The organism is Nostoc sp., assembly GCF_036917615.1.
In the GTDB taxonomy this organism is placed as follows: domain Bacteria; phylum Cyanobacteriota; class Cyanobacteriia; order Cyanobacteriales; family Nostocaceae; genus Nostoc.
On the sequence record NZ_JBALCZ010000047.1, the window covers coordinates 71055 to 90795 of the forward strand.

Below are 19741 nucleotides of genomic sequence, written 5' to 3' on the forward strand. Positions count from 1 at the left end.
TAAAATGCGATTCTGAGCGTCAATGGCTACTAAAACCGGATTAGAAACTCTGGAATTGTTAGCAGCGCGATCGCTTGTTGAACCCCAGAATTGATATTTCCTGCTTCAATCTGCAATCGCCTGCTTAACAAAAATATTTAATTTTCATTAAAAATATCTAGATTTGCAAAACAACAATTTTTGTTGTATTTGTTTACATCTGGATGACTCTATTGAGGTTTGTAAATATTTTGTATTTGTGCAAGGAATATTCCTTTAGACTGAATTTCAACTGAAAAATGTGGGGATAAACACAAATGCATTCGTTAAATATATTTTGTCACGAATTTGTAGTTGCTGTTTCCTTTGTAGCTTGCATTATTGGACTGGTGTTACTGTGGGACGGTAAGCAGCAAAAAAATGATGTGGAAGTAACAGAGCAGATTCTATTTAGAATGAGCTTTACTTACTGGCTAGTTTACTGTGTAGCTTTTGGTATAGAGAAAATAGTTTTACCCGACTGGGAATCTGTAATAATGACTTTGAGAATAACTACTGCTCTGTCATATTTTTTAACTTTTTCTTGCATTGTTAGTCTGCCACTACACAAATTTGCAGTCCACCGTGTTGAGGAATAGTCATGGGGCATAGGGGAGCCAGGCGCGAAGGGCAGGTTTCCCGACTTGTTCGCTCTTAGCGTTCCCGCTATGATAGCAACTGGTGTGATTGGGAATTGGGCATGATTAAGATTTCATCGCGATCGCTAATGCCGTTTCCAGTTCTGACTGCGCCAAAGGGGTCAAAATAAACACCTCTTGTACCGTCTTCCCCTGCCGTGCAATTACTTTATAGCCGCCGCGAATTGGTACTGAAATACGCAGTTGCATTTTTGGACAATGACCTTTTGACCGTCCAATCACTCCCGGCGTCACTGTTTGGATGCCATCCTGCTGACAAAGACGTTCTAAAATTGGAATGAGACCAGAAAGGTGTGTCGAGTGATTCCAAACCAATCTGCCAGCTTTTTGCGAAGCCGCTCGGAGGGGATCTACGGTGGGTTTGCCCATGATAATTAAGCTGCTTCTAGAGGTGCCATTGTCAAACCTGCTCGGCGCAGCTGCTGGTGATAGAGTTCCGCAGGTTCTTGGGGACCGACCCAGACGATCGCTTGACCTTCATAGTGTACCTGATTAGTCAGATCCCACGCGCGATCGCCACTCATTCCGGGAATATATTTCATCAAACATTCACTCACATGTTGGAATGTATTAAAATCATCATTTAATACAATCACTTTGTAATTCGGATAAGTCTTACGGGTAACTTGATCAGACTGTTTAGGAGCTATACTTGGTGCTGTGGCCATCCCGTAAACATCTGCTGAAAGTGTCGTAACCATAGAACAATTGGTCAAGATAATTTTACAAAACTACACTACAAACAATTAGTTTAGTCCATTGTCTGGGGACTGTGAACTGGGGAGTAGAGAGATGAGGAGACAAGGGAGACAAGGGGGACAAGGGAGAATAACTAATGCCCCAATGACGCCACTTGCTTTAAGTCGGCATCGCCCAACGCAGTGGCTCCCCAATGCCCCATACCCAATCCCAGCCCCTATCGCCAATTATCCCAGTTTTCGTTAAAAATAGATGTATCTGGGAAAGCTGTCGGGTTACCATTTTGTTGCAAAAGCCGTTTGAGTGCTTCCAGTTGTGGCTCTTGTTTGGGTAAGTCATCGACTAGTTGGTAAGGTGCGATCGCATTTTTGAGCGCAAAACTAGCAACAGTTCCCGCAGCTGCGCCAGCTGACCATTCAAAAGAGTGTACCCGATAGGCAGCAGCAGCAATATGACTAGTAGCAATGCTTTTGCCTCCTACCAGCAAATTGTCAATTTTCTGGGGAATCATTGCCCTCAGAGCAATTTGGAAGGGATAAGCTTGGCCAGCACCACGTCTTTCACCTGGATGTTCTGTATTACCAGGGGCTTCCGGGGGACTATTCACCATACAAGGATGGAAATCTATAGCGTAGTGACCAATACCCACAGCATCGGGAAAGACGGTAGAACGAGTCCGCCGCATTGCTTTGTCTGGTGAAACTTTACCGTCAATTACTGATACTGCTTCCAAACCTGCAAGTGCTGCTCGTAGTCTACGATACATATCTGCTGGCAGAGTCTTGGAGTAATACTCATCATTGTAATCTCGGCGAGAAATATCAATTTCCCAAATACCAAAGCCTTCGGGTTGCCCCCAACTGGGGCGGCCAATGATGCGCCGTCCTTCGCGCATATAGGGATATTTCGATAAGCCATGCACTGTCCCCATTGGGGAATTTAGCCCTGACAACAAGCGGTTATTGGCTTGCTGCTGCTTTACACCCTCCCCCAGTTGGGAATCTGTAGTTCCAGCTACTAACCAGTAATAGAAAGATAGGGCATTTTCTTCAGCGTTGCGGAGGGTTTCTGTTCGCAGTCCTCCCATCCAGCCCCCTGGTTTTAACTGCCCAGTAGCTTGTAACTGTTGGCGAGTATAAATTAGGTTATCCTTGGCTGTTCCGGGGCGGTAGTCGTTACCCCAAGTCCAGTTTTGCATGGAAATATCCCCTGGCGTAGGAGCAGTAAAATTTATACCGCCAAATTTTTCTGGTTTCCCTTTGTTTGGACTCCAAATGCGCCGATAGGTGAAAACCAAATCAAAGTTAGCCAGTCGGGTTAATTCATAGCTGAAATATGGCGCGTATTGTGAATAAAATGGGGGCATCGTCTGCGGTTGTGGTTCCTTGGTTGCCTCCATTGCAAAGGTGTAGGTAAAGCCTTGAGGGCAATAAGGGTCGTTGTTGGTGCTAGAAGCAGAAGGTTCCAGGTAGGAACGGGCATCAATGCCTAATCGGTAGGGAACATCAGCAAGGGCGATAATTTCTCCAGTCTCACTGGTGTCTACGACGTACCATTTTGGAGCATCCCCTTTCGCTGCCTTGGGGATAAAACGAAAAATAGTTTTAGTAAACCGAGATGAGTTTTCGTAGCTATAAGAATCTTCAATACTTTGAGATAAAGTAAAAGTATTGAGAGGTGGTGCGCCTTTTGCTGGTTGATGTTGGATAGCGATCGCACTATTAATTATTTTGCCATCAGCAGCGATTTCTAAATCCTTAATTACCGTGTTGGGAAACCATTGCAACTTCCCTTTGCCCCGCTTTTCGGCATCTTTAAGCATCTGGGTCAAAATAGTGTGAGCATCGCGAGGAAGAAAACAAGATTCACTTACCCAACAGTTACCGGGGTTAAGTTTACCGTATTTGCGCTCAATCCGGTTTCGCAAATCTAGGTAGCCGCGAGAATAGAATTTGAGAGCTCGCTGGGTTGGGCGTTCGTCTAACGCAGATGTCCCTTGAGCAGAAATTTGTCCTCCTAGCCAGTCAGTAATTTCCGTGAGGCAAACCGTTCGTCCTGCTAGCAACCCCTCGTAAGCTGTGGCGACGCCGGATAGTCCACCACCTACAACTAAAATCTCGCAATTGACACTTTTGTCTGGGGTTCTCGGTGGTGTGGCGATCGCTCTATCAAATGCAACTAAGCTAGATATTAAATTGAGGCTGATTAGCGATGTCAAGCTGTAAGCTACTTTGTGTCTGCGCTTCATGATTCAAAAAAACACTCCAAATCCTGTGTCACCTTGTAGAAGGTAGCATCTAGGAAATGATCATCACAAGTTTATAAGAATAAGTATATTTAAATACAAGTTTTACACACTCCCATAGAAAATTCGGTACTTTTTGGGCAAGTACAGAAAAAGAGTGAAAGCTGGATTTTTAAAAGCTGGCACTACTGCGTGCCCATTTACATTGAAAAGTTTGAAGGCTTATCCAGGAAAGACTTTAGGGCTGCTTTGCCCCTGATGACAGCTTCCGCAACACTACTCCTTGTCCCACAACAATTGCTCCTATATTGGCTTCAGCAGTAGGCTCATTACCGACTCGCCACCAACCTAAAGCCCCCTGCTCGCATCCATAAGCTTGGGCATAGCGGAAGCGAATGTAGTAAATTCCAGGTTCATTAGGTGCGGTTAGCGTGAATTTATTTGAGCCTGCTCCTTTAGTACCGAGTTGATCGTAAATACAGGCTTGAGCGCTATTTTGACCGACGATACCCACAATAATTTGATTAATAGATCTCGGCTGACACTCAGGACAATCATAAATGTAATTAGTAGATCCATTAATCTTTTCTCCAGGAGCAACACTTATAACATTACTTTTGTTGTTAAGTGTAAAATCAGTGAGCTTCAGTTGACCATAAGTTGCATAATTAGATATTGTAGGTAGAGCTACTTCAGTATTATTTTGTTCTTCACTATCAATTGAAGCCATAGCAGCTTGTTGTTGTGCTTTTGCTTCGGCTTCTGAATCAATGCGTAAATTAGAATTGACCTTTTGGGCTTGTTTGAAACTATCCACGGCTTTCGCAAGATTGCCAAGTCGTGCCATTGCTTTACCCTGATTGACTAAAAATTGGGCTGTTTCGATGTTGTCCCAGCCGTATTTCTGGCAAGCTTTGCTAGCATCTCTAGCTTCTTCAGTTTCAGCTTTAACAAGAACAGAATGGAAAAGTAATCTATTGCACGCTAGTTTTAACGAAGCTTTATAATCTTCCGATTTAGAAACTTCTTCGTTGAGAGTTCTGAGATTCCATAACCGTACTGTTTTGTCCCAACTTCCAGTAACAATATAATCTTTACCTCGCGGGCTAAAGGCAACTGAGGTAACTTTCTCGTCATGCCCTAAAAAGGGTTGTCCAATCAACTTCCCTTCCAAATCTCTCACTTGCACAGTGTTCCCACGGGCAATGGCAATAGAGTTACTATCCGGACTGAAAGCAACCGAAACAATATCGCTTTCAGGGATAAATTTATCTATAATAGTTTTTTGCTGAAAATCTATCAATTTGACTCTGCCATCTAGACCGCTAGTAACGATGTATTTTCCATCGGGGCTGATAGCCAGTGAACTGACACCATATACGTGTGCTTCAATAGGTTTTGCAATAGAGTTACCTTGATAATTTGTTCAACCAACCCTTCTTCAAACACGACCCCATGCTTGAGTGCTGGCTGCTCGAGCGCCTGTCGCAGTTCATCTGGATACATCTCAGTCACCAGATGAATATTATTTTGATTGGCAATAATACCTAGATCGGGATAGAAACTAAATTGCTCCAGAAAGTCAGAGCGCATTGCCAGTAAAATCTTGACAGAACTATTCCCAGACTTGGCAACCTGGACAAGACCTGAAATAAAGTTTTTGCGTTTGTCTGCATCATCACAAATAGTGAACAATTCCTCAAATTGATCGACAAAAATTAGCCACCGTTCTTCCTCCTTCTTTAAGGTGCTAATCACTTTAGTTAGGGTATCTGCCTTTGCTTCTAGGGCAACCTCGACTGACGATTTACTGAAGCTATAGTCCTTCTCCTCACTGAGTAAACAACGATACAGGGAATCAAAGGGATCTTGATTGGGCGTAAAGATGAAGTCATAAAATATTTGAGACTCCAGAGATTTCTTCAACTCAGGAATTAACCCCGCACGCACAACAGAAGATTTGCCACTCCCAGAAGCTCCTAAAACCAAACTCAGGCTGCTTCGATTCATTGCCTCAAATAATCTAGTAATAAGCTTATCTCTACCGAAAAAGCGATCTCTGTCTTTAAAGTTAAACCTTTTGAGTCCCTGATAAGGTGAATTCTTATTCAGTTTTCGCTGCGTGACCACCTCAAGCGAAGACTGGATGATCTGAGTCTCGATGATGTTCTGAACCGGTGCGAAGGTCAAGTCACGACCAATGTTAGTATCCTTAACAAGGTTATCTTGTTCTTGAGATTGGCGCTCTGGAATTGGTTCGATCATAGTAGTGGCATCTCCCATGCTTTAGCGACCAAAGAGGCAACTTATGCTGTAGGTTCAGCTAAAGCCAGCACCCCTTCTAATCGTTGTTTAAGTGGTCAAGTTTTATCTAAAGTTAGATTCCGCTTCCTTAACTCTTCTTGCCTTCTTGAACTGGCTTAAATTCAAAGTTTCCACCAACATTTACGCCGCTCACCGTGTTGGTTTGAGTTTGCTTGATTATCTCCTGTCCGCCAGGCTGTTCTTTTATCTTGTCGAGTAAATATTGAGCCAATTGAAGAATTTCCGGGTCATCATTGACCTTAGCAATTTCGACTTCTTCTTGCAGTGTAGCTTTGCGACCTTCAGAGTCTGGCTTTTTTTCTAATCCATCGACTGCATTTATAAGGTCACTTTTTTCCCCAAATTTTTTTTTAAAAGCATTTTTGAGGGCATTGTAACCGTCCTCGATGACACCCTTGCCCAGAGTATTAACAGCAGCCACAATAACTGTAGTGATAGGGTCCATAGTTAATCCTTAGTGATTATAAGTAATAGAAGTAGATTTGTTGTCCGTTTCTTTCTAATTACATACATCTTTTAAAGTAGAACTTGCTTCACACTTATATCTATAGGACTTACGCACTGTACAAACGAATTATCTTGTGTATCAACGCAAATACGTTATTTCAGGCTTTTATAAAGCCCGTTCGTTGGTTGCGAGCGCTTGGTGAGGAATAGAAAAATCAGGCTAGAACCGCTGAAAATCGTAACTGCTATTTTGACTTTTCTGTCAATGCCTAAGTCCTAATCTATCACAGATTGATTGGAAAATTATGCAAGAGCGTTTGAATTAACTACGGCCGCGTAAGAAAGGTAAACAGCATTGGCTGCTGAAAGCATTGCTGAAAAAGGCTTTTGAGGAAGGCGCGAAAATTTAGTTGTTTACTTTTTGCTTATTAGGACTTGAACAAAAATTAAGCCCAAATGGGGTCTTGTCAGCTTTTGGTGATGGTGAAGGCAGAAGGCAGAGGGCAGAAGATATAAGAAAGAAAACTCCATAAAGTCTTGTGGTACAAGAGTTACAAAATATCTGCATCTCCTAAACGCCTGGAAGTTTGATCTGAATTTTTGTCATAAGTGCCACGACATAGACAAAACTAGATACTAGTAAGTTATATCTAATAAGCAATACTTTTACTTAAATTAAAAACTCCTCTTGCTGAAACTAGACAAGAGCAGTTTTTAATTGCACAGCCCAAAATAATAATTTAGGCATCTTCAAGTTCAAATTGAGCCACCGTAACGGCGTTAAAAGCAAAAGCTAAAACTAATGGCATCGGCGACTGAAACCAAAAGGTAAAAAGAACAGCTAGGATTGTGCCAATTACTGCGGACATCGACCACAATCGTTCTTCAAAAGTCAATCCCTTTTCAGCTTTAATTAATCTGAGAACATGAACTGGGATTGGTTCTGGCATTACCCCACCCGGAGGAAAAGCCCAGAAGTTGTTACGTCGCTCGACAAATAAATCTGTCCAGCCATTTTCTTGGCACCATGCCTCAATCCATTGAAGTGAGTAGTGATTCATCATCGGCTTTCAGAGTTCGGTTTGTGGAAGTTGTGTACTTGGTTAATGTAAACTCTTGGAGATTCCTGAAGAACTAACTAACCGCTATAAAATTAACGCTAATTATCAAAATTTTAAGCTTTGTTAAGCAGTTGAGACACATATAGTTAGGCTCAATCCTTGCTTTCATTAATTAAAAGATTAGCAGTCGATAGTGGCTGGTTACTTTAAAAAGACAATAAACTTTACTTGAAAAATTGAAAGTCAAGAATTGTAAATAATTCGGTGAGTATTACTGCTCAATAAAACTTTTTATATCCTGAAATTCAAATCTAAAAATGAAGAATTGTTAAAAAATCAACAAGCGTAGGCATAGCCCGTCGTAGACATTGTTTTATCCGGCTAAACTATTCCTTTAGAATTGGAAATTTCAAGTTTGACCTTTATCAAGAGCGATAGGTTCTGCTCTTTGCTATGTTCTGCTAAAGCTTGCCTGAGGTCAAAAGTAACTCCTACTTAGTCATTGGCATCAGTAGTTGGTAATAACTTTCTTGATATATTGAGTGCGATCGCTCCTAGATTGTCGTCTACCTAAAGTCGCAGGGATAATTTTGCTAAGGTGAAAAGCGTTTGCCCTTTTTGCGTTACAAAATATTAAGCAAGGGAAATACACATCCCCCAAGTCCAGTAGCAAGGCTGCGAGTCTCAATTAGGATAAGCCAGTCTTGCTAATATTCAAATGCGGTAAGCTTAAATGCAGCGATTAGACACCAAATTGGCTCTCGATATATTTTGGCGGCAAGGGTTGGCGTTCCTTCTAGGGATTATTATCTGGTGCGTGGCTGATCCCGCACTGGCAGTAGACTGGACTCATCCACTGTCATTTAGCAATGCAGAGTTGTCAAGACGTGATTTTTCTGGTGATAGTTTGCAAGCTGCGGAGTTTTCTAACGCCAATATGGAACTGGCTAACTTTGCAAATGCTGATTTGCGAGGAGCAGTCATGAGTGCTTCGGTGATGACAAAAGCAAATCTCCACGGAGCGGATTTAACTAATGCAATGGTTGATCAGGTAAACTTGACTAAGGCAGATTTGAGCGATGCAGTTTTTAAAGAAGCTCTTTTGCTCCGCGCCATCTTTAATGATGTGAATATAGACGGTGCAGATTTTACTGATGCAATTTTGGATAGGGCGCAAATCAAAGAACTGTGCGGTAAAGCCAGTGGTGTAAATTCCAAAACAGGCGTGCAAACTCGTGATTCTCTAGGATGTCAATGAAACGTGTTGGTGTAATTGGTGGGGGACAACTTGCCTGGATGATGGCGGATGCAGCACAAAAGCTAGGAGTAGAATTAGTAATACAAACTCCTAGTGAACACGACCCGGCTGTGTCAATTGCTCAGGAAATCGTTTTCGCTCCGGTAGATGACGCCAGTGCTACAGAGATATTAGCTAAAAAATGTGATGTCATCACCTTTGAAAACGAATTTGTTAACCTGCAAGCTTTATCTCTTTTAGCACAGCAAGGTGCTTGTTTCCGTCCCAGATTAAAAGCTTTAGCTCCTCTTTTAGATAAATATCATCAGCGCTGCTATTTAAGCGATTTAGGATTACCAGTTCCTCAATTTTTCGCCCTTGACCAGACGGAAAATCTCAAATCAAAAATAGAATATCTAGGTTTTCCAGCAGTCCTTAAGTCTCGACGCCACGGTTATGACGGTCAGGGTACTTTCATCATTCCGGATTTTGCTACTTTAGAGCAAAAGCTAAGTTATGAAACTACAACAAAAACTTTAAATCAATCACTTTTCTTGTTAGAAGAATTTGTCCCTTTTCAAAGAGAACTAGCAATAATTGCAGCTCGTTCTGTAGAGGGAGAAATTGTAACTTATCCAGTGGTAGAAACCCAACAAGAACAACAAGTGTGTCGGCGGGTGATTGCGCCAGCCCAGATTACGCCCAATCAACTAGCAGAAATCGAAGCGATCGCACATACTCTATTAAATAGCCTAGAAGTAGTGGGAATTTTTGGAATTGAGCTATTTATCAGTGCTGATGGCAAAATCCTGGTAAATGAAATTGCGCCCCGTACTCACAACTCTGGGCATTTTTCCCTTGACGCCTGTGAAACTTCTCAGTTTGAGCAACACCTGAGAGCTGTTTGTGGTTTACCTTTAGGAAATCCAGCTTTGCAGTGCGCTGGTGCTGTGATGGTCAACCTTTTGGGGTATGAAAATTCTCACAGCGACTACCAAAGCCAGTGTCAACAAATAGCAGAGATTCCCCAGGCGCACCTTCACTGGTATGGGAAGAGCGAATCACGTCCTGGGCGGAAGTTGGGACATGTTACCATTTTGCTGGATAATCAAAATAGAGAGCAAGCGATCGCCATCGCCCACATTATAGAATCCATCTGGTATCCCAGGTAAATTTTTCAGAAACTTTCGATGTTCAACACACAACATCTTTTGAAAAGCTATAATGAGTGAGTTGCACTACGACGTTGGTGACTGCCATCAAGTTTTTTGATCTATGCCTTTAATGACAAGGGAGTCAACTGTTCTCGTGGCAGTATACCGGGCATGTACCCGGAAACTTTAAACGAGGAATTTAGGTTCCCACCTGGATAAACCCAGGTCATAAACTTAGGTAAAACGGCGTCGCGGTGAACTTAAAATTATTAGCTCCTAAAGTTCAATTAGAACTTAGGAGCTTTAATTGTTTAAATCAGTAAAGCTTATGGGAAAAATCATAAATTTAAAACTAGAAAACAAAAAGTTTTAACCGACGCAAATTAAGTATTTTGGCTATTTTTATTAATTTACGACTTACGTACTGTACAAATTAATCATAGTATAAAACCCAGTCTAAAAAGAAGATATTCCTACCCCTACCTCCTGAACTTTTACTACTGTTCATGAGCTTCTTCCAATTCATATTTGAAAATTATATCTGACAACTTATATGTTTTATCTGGACAAATTTCTTCAGCAGAACCCAATTTAATAAATCCAGCTTTTTCATAAAAGGATAGGGCTGCAAAATTATTAGTATTAGTAAATACCCAAAGCTGCTTAAATCCAAATTCTAATGCATATTTTTTTAATAGATTCATCATCACTGTTCCTAGCCCTTGCTGTCGGTATTTAGGACGTAAACCAAACCATCCGACCCATACAATATTGGGAGAGTTATTCACCCTCTGGTAAAGACCCATAACACCTATAGTTTCTGTTTCCAGGGTTGCTAAATAAACTTGTCAAAAAGCGAGAGTTTTCTGACGTTCTTTAATTCTACACCAACGAAGTACTGATAAAGTAAATTTATCTCCAAATTCTAACTCCTTTAAAAGAGGAATAAAGTTTTGGATGTCTTTTGTTTGTATGATGGTTATGAAATTTCCTAAAGTCTGATTATTTATCTGCATTTGTCTTATCTCAAGGTAAGCTCATTTAATTGAATATTCAATTAAATTTTATCGGAAATTCTCGCTCATACTCTTGAAAAAATCCCTCTCTGATAGAATGAAACAGTCATATTTTTTAAGGGGGTTGGGGTATCTTATATCTTTGTCAACAAACGTTTCCGCCTTAATTTGACACAAATGCACATCTGTGCATCCACTACAAAGGACTTAAATTTAGCAATACTTGCTGATAAAAACAAAATCTGTATAACTTGATTCTAAATTAGGTATCGTTCAGAGTTAAGATGACAAAATTATCTAAAATTGTGGTTAAAGCTACAGAAAATTGTCACAGCAACTAACTAATACAGTATTTCCAGCCTCGATCTTCCGACTAGACAGTGGTTTAACGTTTATTCATCAAGAAATTCCCACTACTCCTGTAGTTGTGGCAGATGTTTGGGTGCGTGCTGGAGCAAGCCTAGAGCCAGAACCGTGGTTTGGCATGGCGCACTTTTTAGAACACATGATTTTTAAAGGTACAGCGACGCTACCCCCTGGAATGTTCGATTCCAAAGTTGAAAACCGAGGAGGCGTGAGTAATGCGGCGACAAGCTATGATTATGCTCATTATTCCCTTACCACAGCTGCCCCTTATTTAAAAGATACTCTACCGTATTTAGGAGAAATATTGCTCAATGCGGCAATTCCTGAAGATGAATTTAGCCGGGAACGAGACGTGGTGCTAGAAGAAATTCGCTCTTGTCAGGACGATTCTGACTGGATAGGCTTTCAAGCGCTGATTCAAAGCATCTATCCGCATCACCCTTATGGACGTTCGGTGCTGGGTACTGAGCAAGAACTGATGCAGCAATCGCCAGAAGCAATGCGCTGTTTTCACCGCACTCACTATCAGCCGGAAAACATGACGGTGGTAATTGCAGGAGGTATAGCCCAGCAACCAGCTTGGGAAATGGTAAATCATTCATTTGCTGATTTTGCCGAACGCTCGAATTGTCCGCAGTTTGAGAAAGTGGCGAAGCCAGTAATAACAGGTATTCATCGTCAAGAACTGTATTTACCACGCATAGAACAAGCGCGATTATTGATGGCGTGGCTGGTTCCTGGAGTAGAAGAAATCCGCGCTGGCTTTGGTTTAGATTTATTGTCAGTGTTATTGGCAGAAGGGCGGACTTCGCGTTTAGTACGTGATTTACGAGAAAATTTGCAATTGGTACAGGGGATTTACAGTAGTTTTTCTCTACAACGGGAATCGAGTTTATTTACAATTAGTGCCTGGTTGGAACCAGAAAATTTGGAGGAAGTTGAGTCTTTAATTTGCGCTCATTTGGATGATTTGCAGACTACAGGAATTAGTGAACAGGAACTTGCTCGTACACGCAGGCTGCTATGTAATGAGTATGCCTTTTCTACGGAAACGCCAAATCAACTTACAGGGCTTTATGGATATTACAATACCATCGCCCAAGCTGAATTAGCTGTGACATATCCTCAGCAGATTCAGTCTTTTGATGCCCAAGAACTGCAAAAATTAGCTAAACAGTATCTCTCCCCAGAGAATTACGCGGTTACTGTACTTAAGCCCTGTTAGTCATTAGTCATTAGTCATTAACCAAAGACAAATGACAAATGACAAATGACAAATGACAAATGACAAAGGACAAATGACAAATGACAACCTTGCTGCAAAAATCGCCTATCCATCGCACCGTATTGAACAATGGGATTGTAGTGCTGGTGGCAGAAAACCCGGCTGCGGACATTACTGCGGCGCGAATCTTTGTGCGTGCCGGTAGTTGTCAGGAAAACCGGGAGCAAGCAGGGTTGGCACATTTACTATCAGCAGTGATGACAAAGGGATGCGATGGACTTTCTAGTTTGGAAATTGCCGAAATTGTCGAGTCTGTAGGGGCGAGTTTGAGTGCAGATGCCAGTACTGATTATTTTTTGCTATCTTTCAAAACGGTAACATCCGATTTTGGGGAAATTTTAACATTGGCAGGGCGGATTTTGCGATCGCCTACTTTTCCCGAAACTCAAGTGGAACTAGAACGGCGTCTAGCACTCCAAGATATTCGCTCCCAAAAAGAGCAACCGTTCACCGTCGCCTTTGAACAAATGCGGCAGGTAATGTACCAAAATCATCCCTATGCTATGTCAGTGCTGGGAGATGAAACTACCATGAGCCGCTTAACTCGTGCGGATTTAGTGGAGTATCACCAGACTTATTTCCGTCCAGATAATCTAGTAATTAGTATTGCTGGTAGAGTCACATCTACAGATGCAGTGGCGTTGGTGGAAGAAGTTTTTGGTGATTGGCAAGCGCCAGCGCAAGCACCGCCAATACTGAATTTATCTGAGATTAAGGTGGAACCGCAGGTAAGGCTGAAGCCATTACAGACACAACAATCAATCGTGATGCTTGGTTATTTGGGAACATCGGTGAGTTATCCTGACTACGCCCCACTGAAGTTGCTGTGTACCTACTTGGGAAATGGGCTTTCTAGTCGCTTGTTTGTGGAATTGCGGGAAAAGCGAGGTTTAGCTTACGAAGTATCTGCCTTTTACTCCACAAGGCTATTTCCAGCATCGTTTGTAGTTTACATGGGTACAGCACCGGAAAATACCAGCATTGCTTTAGAGGTACTGCGTACAGAAGTAGATTTATTGTGTACCGAGGAAGTATCCGAAAGCGCACTCCAAGCTGCTAAAAACAAGATTTTGGGGCAGTACGCTTTGGGTAAACAAACGAACGGGCAAATTGCTCAAATATATGGCTGGTATGAAATTTTAGGCTTAGGAATTGATTTTGACACAAAGTTCCAAGAATTGATTGCGGCTGTAAGTGCCAAAGATGCGATCGCCGCAGCTTGTAAGTATTTAAAATCACCTTACTTGTCTTTGGTTGGTCAAGAAGAAGCAATTAATCAAGCGATGTCTACGACGGGCGGAGCCTACGCATAGGCTTGCTCTAATTCCTTCCTTTTTTATCAGGGTTAGAGAGGAGCTCTGAAGCAAAGCATATTATTATGTGCCGCAGCTACGCCCGTTGAAGACATCGTAAATACAGCTGTTTTTTAGACCAAGCGGCTGTACTATTAGCATGAGAATATTCTGGGAGTAAATTCCATGCAAAGCAGCCTGACAGCAAGTATTTTGAGTTACTTAAAATTACTAGACCCAACTGTAAATCGCTGTAGAATGGAAAAACGGCAAAAGGGTTGGTGGCCAAAGAGGTCTAAATCTTTATCAGCCATTGAAATGCTCTTGTTCTCCACAACACCTCTGCTGATTGCCTTCTCTTCTGTAGTATCAATAGCCGCACCACAAAAAATTGCCCAAATAAATCCTGGAGATAGCATCAACCGCCCTATCCTGAAAGTTGGTAGCCAAGGCGAACGCGTGTCTGAACTTCAGGCAGCTCTGAAACTTTTGGGTTTTTACTCTGGTGCCGTAGATGGTACATATAGTGAAAATACGGCCAGTGCTGTTGCCCGGTTTAAACAAGCAGCTGGCTTGAATCCAGATGGCATTGTTGATGCCAGCACTTGGCAACGACTTTTTCCAAAAGAACCGATAGTAGCATCAACCATCCCTTCATCCCAGCCAAGATTTAACTCAGCCACGAATTTTCCGGTTCCAACCCAGCCTAGCAATGTCACCAACGTTGCAAATCCCAACTCCACCCCCCCAAGACAAGCTGTAAGACAAGTTGCGACCAGCCCTAAGCCAAAACCTGCTACCCCAAAAAAAGCTGTAAGACAAGTTGCGACCAGCCCTGAGCCAAAACCTGCTACCCCAAGAAAAGCAACAACTTCAAGCACACAGAAAACACCGAATCGTACTAGATCAACTACTCAAAGTCAGTCAAACACAACTACTAAGCGAACCCCTGGTATTCAATACACCTCAGAAGGATTGCCAATTTTGCGTATGGGGTTACGTGGTTCTGAAGTTGTTAAGTTGCAAGAACAACTGAAAAAGCTTGGTTTCTTGAAAGGCGATGCCGATGGAGACTTTGGCGTCACAACCGAGACAGCTGTGAAAGCTGCACAAAAGCGTTATGGTTTAGAAGCTGACGGTGTAGTTGGTGGCTCTACCTGGGAGGTTCTTTTGCGGCGTTAGGAGTACTAGGGAGCATAGCCAGCGTCTTTTTTGCCTGTAACCAAAGGTGTGGGCAACATGCTCCGAAGTTCTGATGTCGGAAACCGAGCCACCCTACGCGATCGCAAGACGCTACGCACTGTCGCTACCGCTTCTCGTAGAGAAGACTGTGACCCCCTCACCGCAGAAGCGTCTACAGACTTCTCTTTACCCGACAAAACTGAATAACTTATTTCTTGGAAATCCCCAAGGTACAGAGGTTTTTCAACTTCGAGAAACCTCTGTAGGAGTTTTGTGCTTCCCAGCATTTTTTATGAATTTAATCCGGTACATCCTGCAATACGATAAAGATATACCGATTAGAAGTATCTCTCTATGCCAGCACTGAAAAATTACATTGCTTTTTGGCTGACAAAAGATGATAGCAACTTTAGGAGTCAAGCACAACGACACCTGATAGTATTACAGATCACAACTGCCAATAGTGAAATTAATTCAACTTACTGCTAATTCCTCTAAAAAAACTTATGCAACACTTTTTATTAACTTGGCTCGGTAGTGCGGTGGCGTTATTTCTTACTGCTAATATCGTTCCGGGATTCTTTATCAAGAATTTTGTGACTGCCTTGGTCGCTGCCCTTGTTATTGGTTTGGTTAATGCATTTATTAGACCAATTTTGCAGATTTTGACGTTTCCGATTACCTTACTCACCTTTGGTTTATTTACATTAGTGATCAATGCCTTAACCCTTTGGCTGGCAAGTGCCCTAACTCCTGGTTATGGTTTTGAGATTCAGGGCTTTTTACCTGCTTTATTAGGTTCAATTGTGCTAGCTATTGTTTCTAGCATAATTAACTATTTGTTGAGAGTTGTTGACTAGAAAAATTAGTGAAGTTCTGTAGTACTGATCATATTTGAGGCTTGGGCAACAGCTAGCGTTACCGCTCCTGGTTGCCCTTGTACCTGAAAAATTCGTTTAGGAACTAAGAACCTCAGCCGCAATTCCTCTATGCTTGTAAAGGGGAAAACAGTCAACGATCTGAGTTGAGCGGCTGCAAGAATAGCAGCTGCCTCTGCTACGCTCGGTGTACCTACTTTGTGGTCAGTAATTGTGGTAGGGTTGGGGACACAGACAGAGCGGAGGATTTGGGCAGAAAAGGTTTTTAAGGGCAAACTGCGTAGGCGACAAAGTTCTACTAAACCAACTTCCGAAGCTTTAGTGTCAATGGTAGCAATACCTGCGATCGCACTTTGAAAAAGTTGATGCTCTCGAAATATTTGCCTAATTGCCTGATCAATCAACTGCCATGAGGTTCCCCGTTTACAACCGATTCCAACCCATAAAATCGGTTGCACTTGGTCTATTTCCTCATTCAATTCGTCAGGGTTTGACATGCTTGGGTTTACTCCAACAGCCAACCAAATAAATCTCCTACTGTCAGCTGCAACTCACTTGCAAAATCTGGCACAGGCAGTAAAGCTTGTAGTTCATCCAACATAATTGGCTGTTGATTGCGGATGTACACAAATACCGTTTGTTCTTCTGGATCAATCAGCCAACCCATTTGTGTTTCATAATTCAGGCAATGTAGAATATTTTTTGTAACTTTCGTTTGTCTTTGGTCAGGCGATAGAATCTCGATAGTCCAATCGGGAACTGCTGAAAATAAATTTGCTACCCTGCCATTTTCTTTGCGAGGTATTCTCTCCCAAGTAAATACTGCTACATCCGGGACAATTGATCTGCCACCAAATGTACACCGCAGTTCTGGATATGCTCGTGCAACTTTTTGGGGTTTCAAGACAGCATTAATAAAAATAATTAGTTCACCCTGAATAGTGCTATGTTCTCCCTGTGCCATAGGTTTCTCAATAATTTGGCCATCGATGTATTCACTAGCAGGCTTAGTTTCCGGTAATATTAGAAACTCTGCCAAAGTTATGTTTTTTGATGGTGTCCGTACCATTTGCGATCGCCTCCAAGTCCAAAAATTATGATTAACGAACCGCAAAGCACACAAAGGACACCAAGAAGAAATTAACTTAACTCTTACTCTGCGTACCTTTGCGTTACCTCAGCGTACCTTTACGTTAAAAAAATATTACATTCTCTCCAATACCTGAATTCCCAACAAAGATAGTCCAAACTTCAGGGTTCTAGCAGTCAAATCACATAAAACCAAGCGAGATGTTCGCTGCGGTTCCTGTGCATCCAACACCTGAACTCCCTGATTGCGGTCATAAAATTGATTAAACTTTTTACTCAGTTCATACAAATACTCACACAAACGATTAGGCAGCAAATCTTGCTCTACACTACTAATAACTTCATCCAGTTGAAGTAAATATTTTGCCAGTGCTAATTCTGTTTCATGCTGCAATAGGACGGCATTGTTTCCCAACTCCTCAAAGTTAATATCACCCTTGCGGCTAATCCCCTGAATCCGCGCATAAGCATATAGCATATAGGGCGCAGTATTACCTTTAAAATCCAGCATTTTGTCGTAGCTGAAGATGTAGTTACTGGTGCGATTTTGGCTTAAGTCTGCATACTTAACTGCACTGATCCCAACTACTCTAGCAACTTCATTAATGAATTCTTTAGTTTCTTGGCGTTCTTCTTCTTGTAATCTAGTTTTTAGGTCTGCATGGGCACGAGAAACAGCTTCATCTAATAAATCCCGCAACCGCACAGTATCCCCAGAACGAGTTTTGAGTTTTTTACCATCTTCTCCTAATACCAACCCAAAGGGAACATGCACTAATTCCACATCATCGGGAATCCATCCGGCTTTGCGTGCAACCTGGAAAATTTGAGCAAAGTGGTTTCCTTGTCCAGCATCTGTTACATAAATTATCCGCTTTCCTTCATCCTGCTGAATTCGGTAGCGTAGGGATGCTAAATCCGTAGTGGCGTAATTATAACCACCATCTGATTTCTGCACAATTAAGGGCAAAGGTTCACCTTCTCTATTTGTAAATCCTTCCAAAAAAACGCATTTTGCCCCTTGATTTTCTACCAGTAATCCAGATTTTTCTAAATCTTCTACAACGCCAGATAATAAAGGGTTATAAAAAGATTCCCCGCGTTCAATTATCTGGACATCCAGCAAGTCATAAATTATTTGAAATTCCTGCCGCGACTGTTCGCACAGCAGTTTCCAAGCATGGATTGTATCCTCTGTACCTGCTTGTAATCTGACGACTTCTTGCCGTGCTGTTTGTTGAAAAGCCTCATCTGTATCAAACCGCAGTTTGGCTTTGCGGTAAAAAGAGACTAAATCACCAATATCTAAAGCATTAGCGGTGGTAAGCGCGTCTGGGTAGACTTCCCGGAGATAGGCGATTAACATCCCAAACTGCGTACCCCAATCACCCACATGATTTAACCGCAGCACATCGTGTCCTTGGAATTCTAAAATCCGGGCGATGGAATCACCAATAATCGTAGAACGCAAGTGTCCGACGTGCATTTCTTTAGCAATATTCGGACTGGAAAAATCCACAATTTCTTTTCTTGGCATTTTCGCGGCTGGAACTCCCAGTCTGGGATCAGCTTGAATTTCGTTCAGTTGTGCTTGCAGGTATGCCGTTTTCAGTTTCAGATTAATAAATCCTGGCCCAGCGATTTGGGGCAGTTCGCAGACTTCGGATACATCTAGTTTCTCAACGATCGCAGCTGCGATCGCTCTTGGTTGCTTTCCTAACTTTTTACTCAGGGATAAAGCCACATTCGCCTGATAATCACCAAATTTAGGATTGCTAGCAGGAACCAAAATTGGATCTACTCCAGCGAAGTCAGCGCCAAAAGCCGCGACTAAAGCCTGTTCAAGCTGAACTTTTAGTTTTTCTTGTGTAGCGTTCATATATAAATTTTATCTGTGAGAGAGGGAATGTAGCTCTGGAAAAGCTTGATTATTCACTTTAGAGATCTGGAGATTCTGAAGAGGGATAAAAAATCAACACGCTGCTTGCAAAAGTATCTTTTTTGCAAAACTGCGCCTAGCTCACCATATTTTGCACTTTCAAGTCTTCATCCGCCACGGGGTCGCTAGACATCAATAATAACTTTGTTGTAAAAACAACAAAGTTTTAACGCTGGCGACTTACCTTGAAGCGTTTTCGAGCCAATTTATTTCTAAACTATCACAGGCATCGCTAAAAACTCAACTGCCCCAACGGTTTGATTGGGCTGCGTTTGCAGTAGAAAGGTGCGTTAACGAAGTGTAACGCACCCTATAAAATATTCCCTAAATGAGGAAATTTCCCGAAAATAGGAAATCTGATTGACTTTTGACTTCTCAATTAGCGATATCTGTAACAGAAATTTCGACTCTACAGATAAGTATTACCATAAAAGTACGCGAAGTCATTAAACAACTAGAAGCTGATGGTTGGTATCTTGCTAGAACCAAAGGTAGTCATCGACAGTTCAAACATTCAGATAAACCCAGTACTGTAACAGTGTCTGGTAAGCCAAATGTAAATGTGCCAATTAGTACTCTTAAAAATATCTGGAGACAAGCTCAATTGGAGGAAGACTGATGCATTATACAGTTGTGATTGAAAAGGGAGAAACTAGCTACGGCGCTTATGTCCTTGATTTACCAGGTTGTATAGCTGTGGGTGAAACTTTAGAAGAAGTTAAGCAGATGATTGCAGAAGCTATTGAATTTCATCTACAAGGAATGCTAGAAGATGGTTTACCTATTCCTAAACCTACAAGCATCGCTCATGAGGTTGAAGTTGCAAACTACATCAAAACATGATTATAG

General features: G+C 41.9%; 20 protein-coding genes, 1 other RNA gene and 1 pseudogene. 11 read left to right on the forward strand and 11 right to left on the reverse strand.

All coding sequences use genetic code 11. From position 1 onward, the window contains the following. Nucleotides 1–296 precede the first annotated feature (296 nt). Entirely contained in the window at nt 297–617 is a 321-nt protein-coding gene (locus V7K85_RS16260) for a hypothetical protein (RefSeq protein WP_334814663.1), read from the forward strand. A gap of 105 nt (nt 618–722) precedes the next feature. Here the strand turns inward: V7K85_RS16260 and V7K85_RS16265 are convergent, their stop codons facing one another. The 7 genes from V7K85_RS16265 to V7K85_RS16295 form a co-directional block, all read right to left on the reverse strand. After that, nucleotides 723–1046 carry a DUF2103 domain-containing protein gene (locus V7K85_RS16265; protein ID WP_334814664.1) on the reverse strand — a complete coding sequence of 108 codons (324 nt, stop codon included), beginning with the start codon at nt 1044–1046 and terminating at the stop codon, nt 723–725. 5 nt (nt 1047–1051) lie between these two features. Continuing rightward, nucleotides 1052–1378 (reverse strand): ATP-dependent Clp protease adapter ClpS, encoded by a 327-nt coding sequence (gene clpS, locus V7K85_RS16270; protein ID WP_334814665.1) that lies wholly within the window; start codon nt 1376–1378, stop codon nt 1052–1054. 215 nt (nt 1379–1593) lie between these two features. Next, nucleotides 1594–3624: an FAD-dependent oxidoreductase gene (locus V7K85_RS16275; protein WP_334814666.1), complete on the reverse strand. Its 2031-nt coding sequence runs from the start codon at nt 3622–3624 to the stop codon at nt 1594–1596. Between the two features lie 235 nt (nt 3625–3859). Further along, a complete protein-coding gene (locus V7K85_RS16280) occupies nt 3860–5026 on the reverse strand; it encodes a hypothetical protein (protein WP_442940592.1) in 1167 nt (388 codons plus the stop codon). Next, nucleotides 4939–5886 carry an ATP-binding protein gene (locus V7K85_RS16285; protein ID WP_334814668.1) on the reverse strand — a complete coding sequence of 316 codons (948 nt, stop codon included), beginning with the start codon at nt 5884–5886 and terminating at the stop codon, nt 4939–4941. Before V7K85_RS16285 ends, V7K85_RS16280 begins: the two co-directional genes overlap by 88 nt. Nucleotides 5887–6013: 127 nt before the next feature. Next, nucleotides 6014–6391, reverse strand: a complete 378-nt coding sequence (locus tag V7K85_RS16290; RefSeq protein ID WP_334814669.1) for a hypothetical protein — start codon at nt 6389–6391, stop codon at nt 6014–6016. Nucleotides 6392–7133: 742 nt separating this feature from the next. After that, entirely contained in the window at nt 7134–7457 is a 324-nt protein-coding gene (locus V7K85_RS16295; RefSeq protein ID WP_180277395.1) for a hypothetical protein, read from the reverse strand. Between the two features lie 730 nt (nt 7458–8187). On the opposite strand from V7K85_RS16295, the gene V7K85_RS16300 reads away from it, so the two are divergent. From V7K85_RS16300 to ssrS, 3 genes are all read left to right on the forward strand, one after another. Then, a complete protein-coding gene (locus V7K85_RS16300) occupies nt 8188–8712 on the forward strand; it encodes a pentapeptide repeat-containing protein (protein ID WP_334814670.1) in 525 nt (174 codons plus the stop codon). Beyond that, on the forward strand, nt 8709–9863 hold the full coding sequence (locus V7K85_RS16305) for a 5-(carboxyamino)imidazole ribonucleotide synthase (RefSeq protein ID WP_334814764.1): 1155 nt from the start codon (nt 8709–8711) through the stop codon (nt 9861–9863). The genes V7K85_RS16300 and V7K85_RS16305 overlap by 4 nt, the downstream gene beginning before the upstream one ends. Before the next feature lie 60 nt (nt 9864–9923). Next, nucleotides 9924–10107: non-coding RNA, 6S RNA (ssrS, locus tag V7K85_RS16310), on the forward strand. A gap of 235 nt (nt 10108–10342) precedes the next feature. Here ssrS and V7K85_RS16315 read toward each other — a convergent pair. Beyond that, nucleotides 10343–10678 (reverse strand): annotated as a pseudogene (locus V7K85_RS16315) (GNAT family N-acetyltransferase); the annotation flags it as partial. Nucleotides 10679–11186: 508 nt separating this feature from the next. On the opposite strand from V7K85_RS16315, the gene V7K85_RS16320 reads away from it, so the two are divergent. From V7K85_RS16320 to V7K85_RS16340, 5 genes are all read left to right on the forward strand, one after another. Beyond that, nucleotides 11187–12452: a M16 family metallopeptidase gene (locus tag V7K85_RS16320; RefSeq protein WP_334814671.1), complete on the forward strand. Its 1266-nt coding sequence runs from the start codon at nt 11187–11189 to the stop codon at nt 12450–12452. Nucleotides 12453–12532: 80 nt separating this feature from the next. Beyond that, a complete protein-coding gene (locus tag V7K85_RS16325) occupies nt 12533–13825 on the forward strand; it encodes a M16 family metallopeptidase (RefSeq protein ID WP_334814672.1) in 1293 nt (430 codons plus the stop codon). Nucleotides 13826–13990: 165 nt separating this feature from the next. Continuing rightward, nucleotides 13991–14986, forward strand: coding sequence for a peptidoglycan-binding domain-containing protein (locus V7K85_RS16330; RefSeq protein ID WP_334814673.1), 996 nt, complete (start codon nt 13991–13993; stop codon nt 14984–14986). Nucleotides 14987–15043: 57 nt separating this feature from the next. Beyond that, nucleotides 15044–15193: a hypothetical protein gene (locus V7K85_RS16335; RefSeq protein ID WP_334814674.1), complete on the forward strand. Its 150-nt coding sequence runs from the start codon at nt 15044–15046 to the stop codon at nt 15191–15193. A gap of 299 nt (nt 15194–15492) precedes the next feature. Continuing rightward, on the forward strand, nt 15493–15846 hold the full coding sequence (locus tag V7K85_RS16340; protein ID WP_300419014.1) for a phage holin family protein: 354 nt from the start codon (nt 15493–15495) through the stop codon (nt 15844–15846). Between the two features lie 5 nt (nt 15847–15851). On the opposite strand, the gene V7K85_RS16345 is transcribed toward V7K85_RS16340, so the two are convergent. The 3 genes from V7K85_RS16345 to argS all read right to left on the reverse strand — a co-directional run bounded on the left by V7K85_RS16345 (nt 15852) and on the right by argS (nt 18832). Next, nucleotides 15852–16361 (reverse strand): cobalamin biosynthesis protein, encoded by a 510-nt coding sequence (locus V7K85_RS16345; protein ID WP_334814675.1) that lies wholly within the window; start codon nt 16359–16361, stop codon nt 15852–15854. 8 nt (nt 16362–16369) lie between these two features. Continuing rightward, on the reverse strand, nt 16370–16933 hold the full coding sequence (locus tag V7K85_RS16350; RefSeq protein ID WP_334814676.1) for a Uma2 family endonuclease: 564 nt from the start codon (nt 16931–16933) through the stop codon (nt 16370–16372). 135 nt (nt 16934–17068) lie between these two features. Next, complete coding sequence (gene argS / locus V7K85_RS16355) at nt 17069–18832, reverse strand: arginine--tRNA ligase (RefSeq protein ID WP_334814677.1); 1764 nt, start codon at nt 18830–18832, stop codon at nt 17069–17071. A gap of 427 nt (nt 18833–19259) precedes the next feature. On the opposite strand from argS, the gene V7K85_RS16360 reads away from it, so the two are divergent. Next, nucleotides 19260–19511 carry a type II toxin-antitoxin system HicA family toxin gene (locus V7K85_RS16360; protein WP_334814678.1) on the forward strand — a complete coding sequence of 84 codons (252 nt, stop codon included), beginning with the start codon at nt 19260–19262 and terminating at the stop codon, nt 19509–19511. Next, nucleotides 19511–19735 (forward strand): type II toxin-antitoxin system HicB family antitoxin, encoded by a 225-nt coding sequence (locus tag V7K85_RS16365; protein ID WP_334814679.1) that lies wholly within the window; start codon nt 19511–19513, stop codon nt 19733–19735. The genes V7K85_RS16360 and V7K85_RS16365 overlap by 1 nt, the downstream gene beginning before the upstream one ends. The last annotated feature ends 6 nt before the right edge of the window (nt 19736–19741 follow it).

Coding starts and splice junctions, on each gene's coding strand:
- V7K85_RS16300 (WP_334814670.1), top strand. CDS start 8,188: ATGCAGCGATTAGACACCAAATTGGCTCTCGATATATTTTGGCGGCAA.
- V7K85_RS16260 (WP_334814663.1), top strand. CDS start 297: ATGCATTCGTTAAATATATTTTGTCACGAATTTGTAGTTGCTGTTTCC.
- V7K85_RS16275 (WP_334814666.1), bottom strand. CDS start 3,624: ATGAAGCGCAGACACAAAGTAGCTTACAGCTTGACATCGCTAATCAGC.
- V7K85_RS16325 (WP_334814672.1), top strand. CDS start 12,533: ATGACAACCTTGCTGCAAAAATCGCCTATCCATCGCACCGTATTGAAC.
- clpS (WP_334814665.1), bottom strand. CDS start 1,378: ATGGTTACGACACTTTCAGCAGATGTTTACGGGATGGCCACAGCACCA.
- V7K85_RS16295 (WP_180277395.1), bottom strand. CDS start 7,457: ATGATGAATCACTACTCACTTCAATGGATTGAGGCATGGTGCCAAGAA.
- argS (WP_334814677.1), bottom strand. CDS start 18,832: ATGAACGCTACACAAGAAAAACTAAAAGTTCAGCTTGAACAGGCTTTA.
- V7K85_RS16285 (WP_334814668.1), bottom strand. CDS start 5,886: ATGATCGAACCAATTCCAGAGCGCCAATCTCAAGAACAAGATAACCTT.
- V7K85_RS16305 (WP_334814764.1), top strand. CDS start 8,709: ATGAAACGTGTTGGTGTAATTGGTGGGGGACAACTTGCCTGGATGATG.
- V7K85_RS16340 (WP_300419014.1), top strand. CDS start 15,493: ATGCAACACTTTTTATTAACTTGGCTCGGTAGTGCGGTGGCGTTATTT.
- V7K85_RS16330 (WP_334814673.1), top strand. CDS start 13,991: ATGCAAAGCAGCCTGACAGCAAGTATTTTGAGTTACTTAAAATTACTA.
- V7K85_RS16290 (WP_334814669.1), bottom strand. CDS start 6,391: ATGGACCCTATCACTACAGTTATTGTGGCTGCTGTTAATACTCTGGGC.
- V7K85_RS16350 (WP_334814676.1), bottom strand. CDS start 16,933: ATGGTACGGACACCATCAAAAAACATAACTTTGGCAGAGTTTCTAATA.
- V7K85_RS16365 (WP_334814679.1), top strand. CDS start 19,511: ATGCATTATACAGTTGTGATTGAAAAGGGAGAAACTAGCTACGGCGCT.
- V7K85_RS16335 (WP_334814674.1), top strand. CDS start 15,044: ATGCTCCGAAGTTCTGATGTCGGAAACCGAGCCACCCTACGCGATCGC.
- V7K85_RS16265 (WP_334814664.1), bottom strand. CDS start 1,046: ATGGGCAAACCCACCGTAGATCCCCTCCGAGCGGCTTCGCAAAAAGCT.
- V7K85_RS16345 (WP_334814675.1), bottom strand. CDS start 16,361: ATGTCAAACCCTGACGAATTGAATGAGGAAATAGACCAAGTGCAACCG.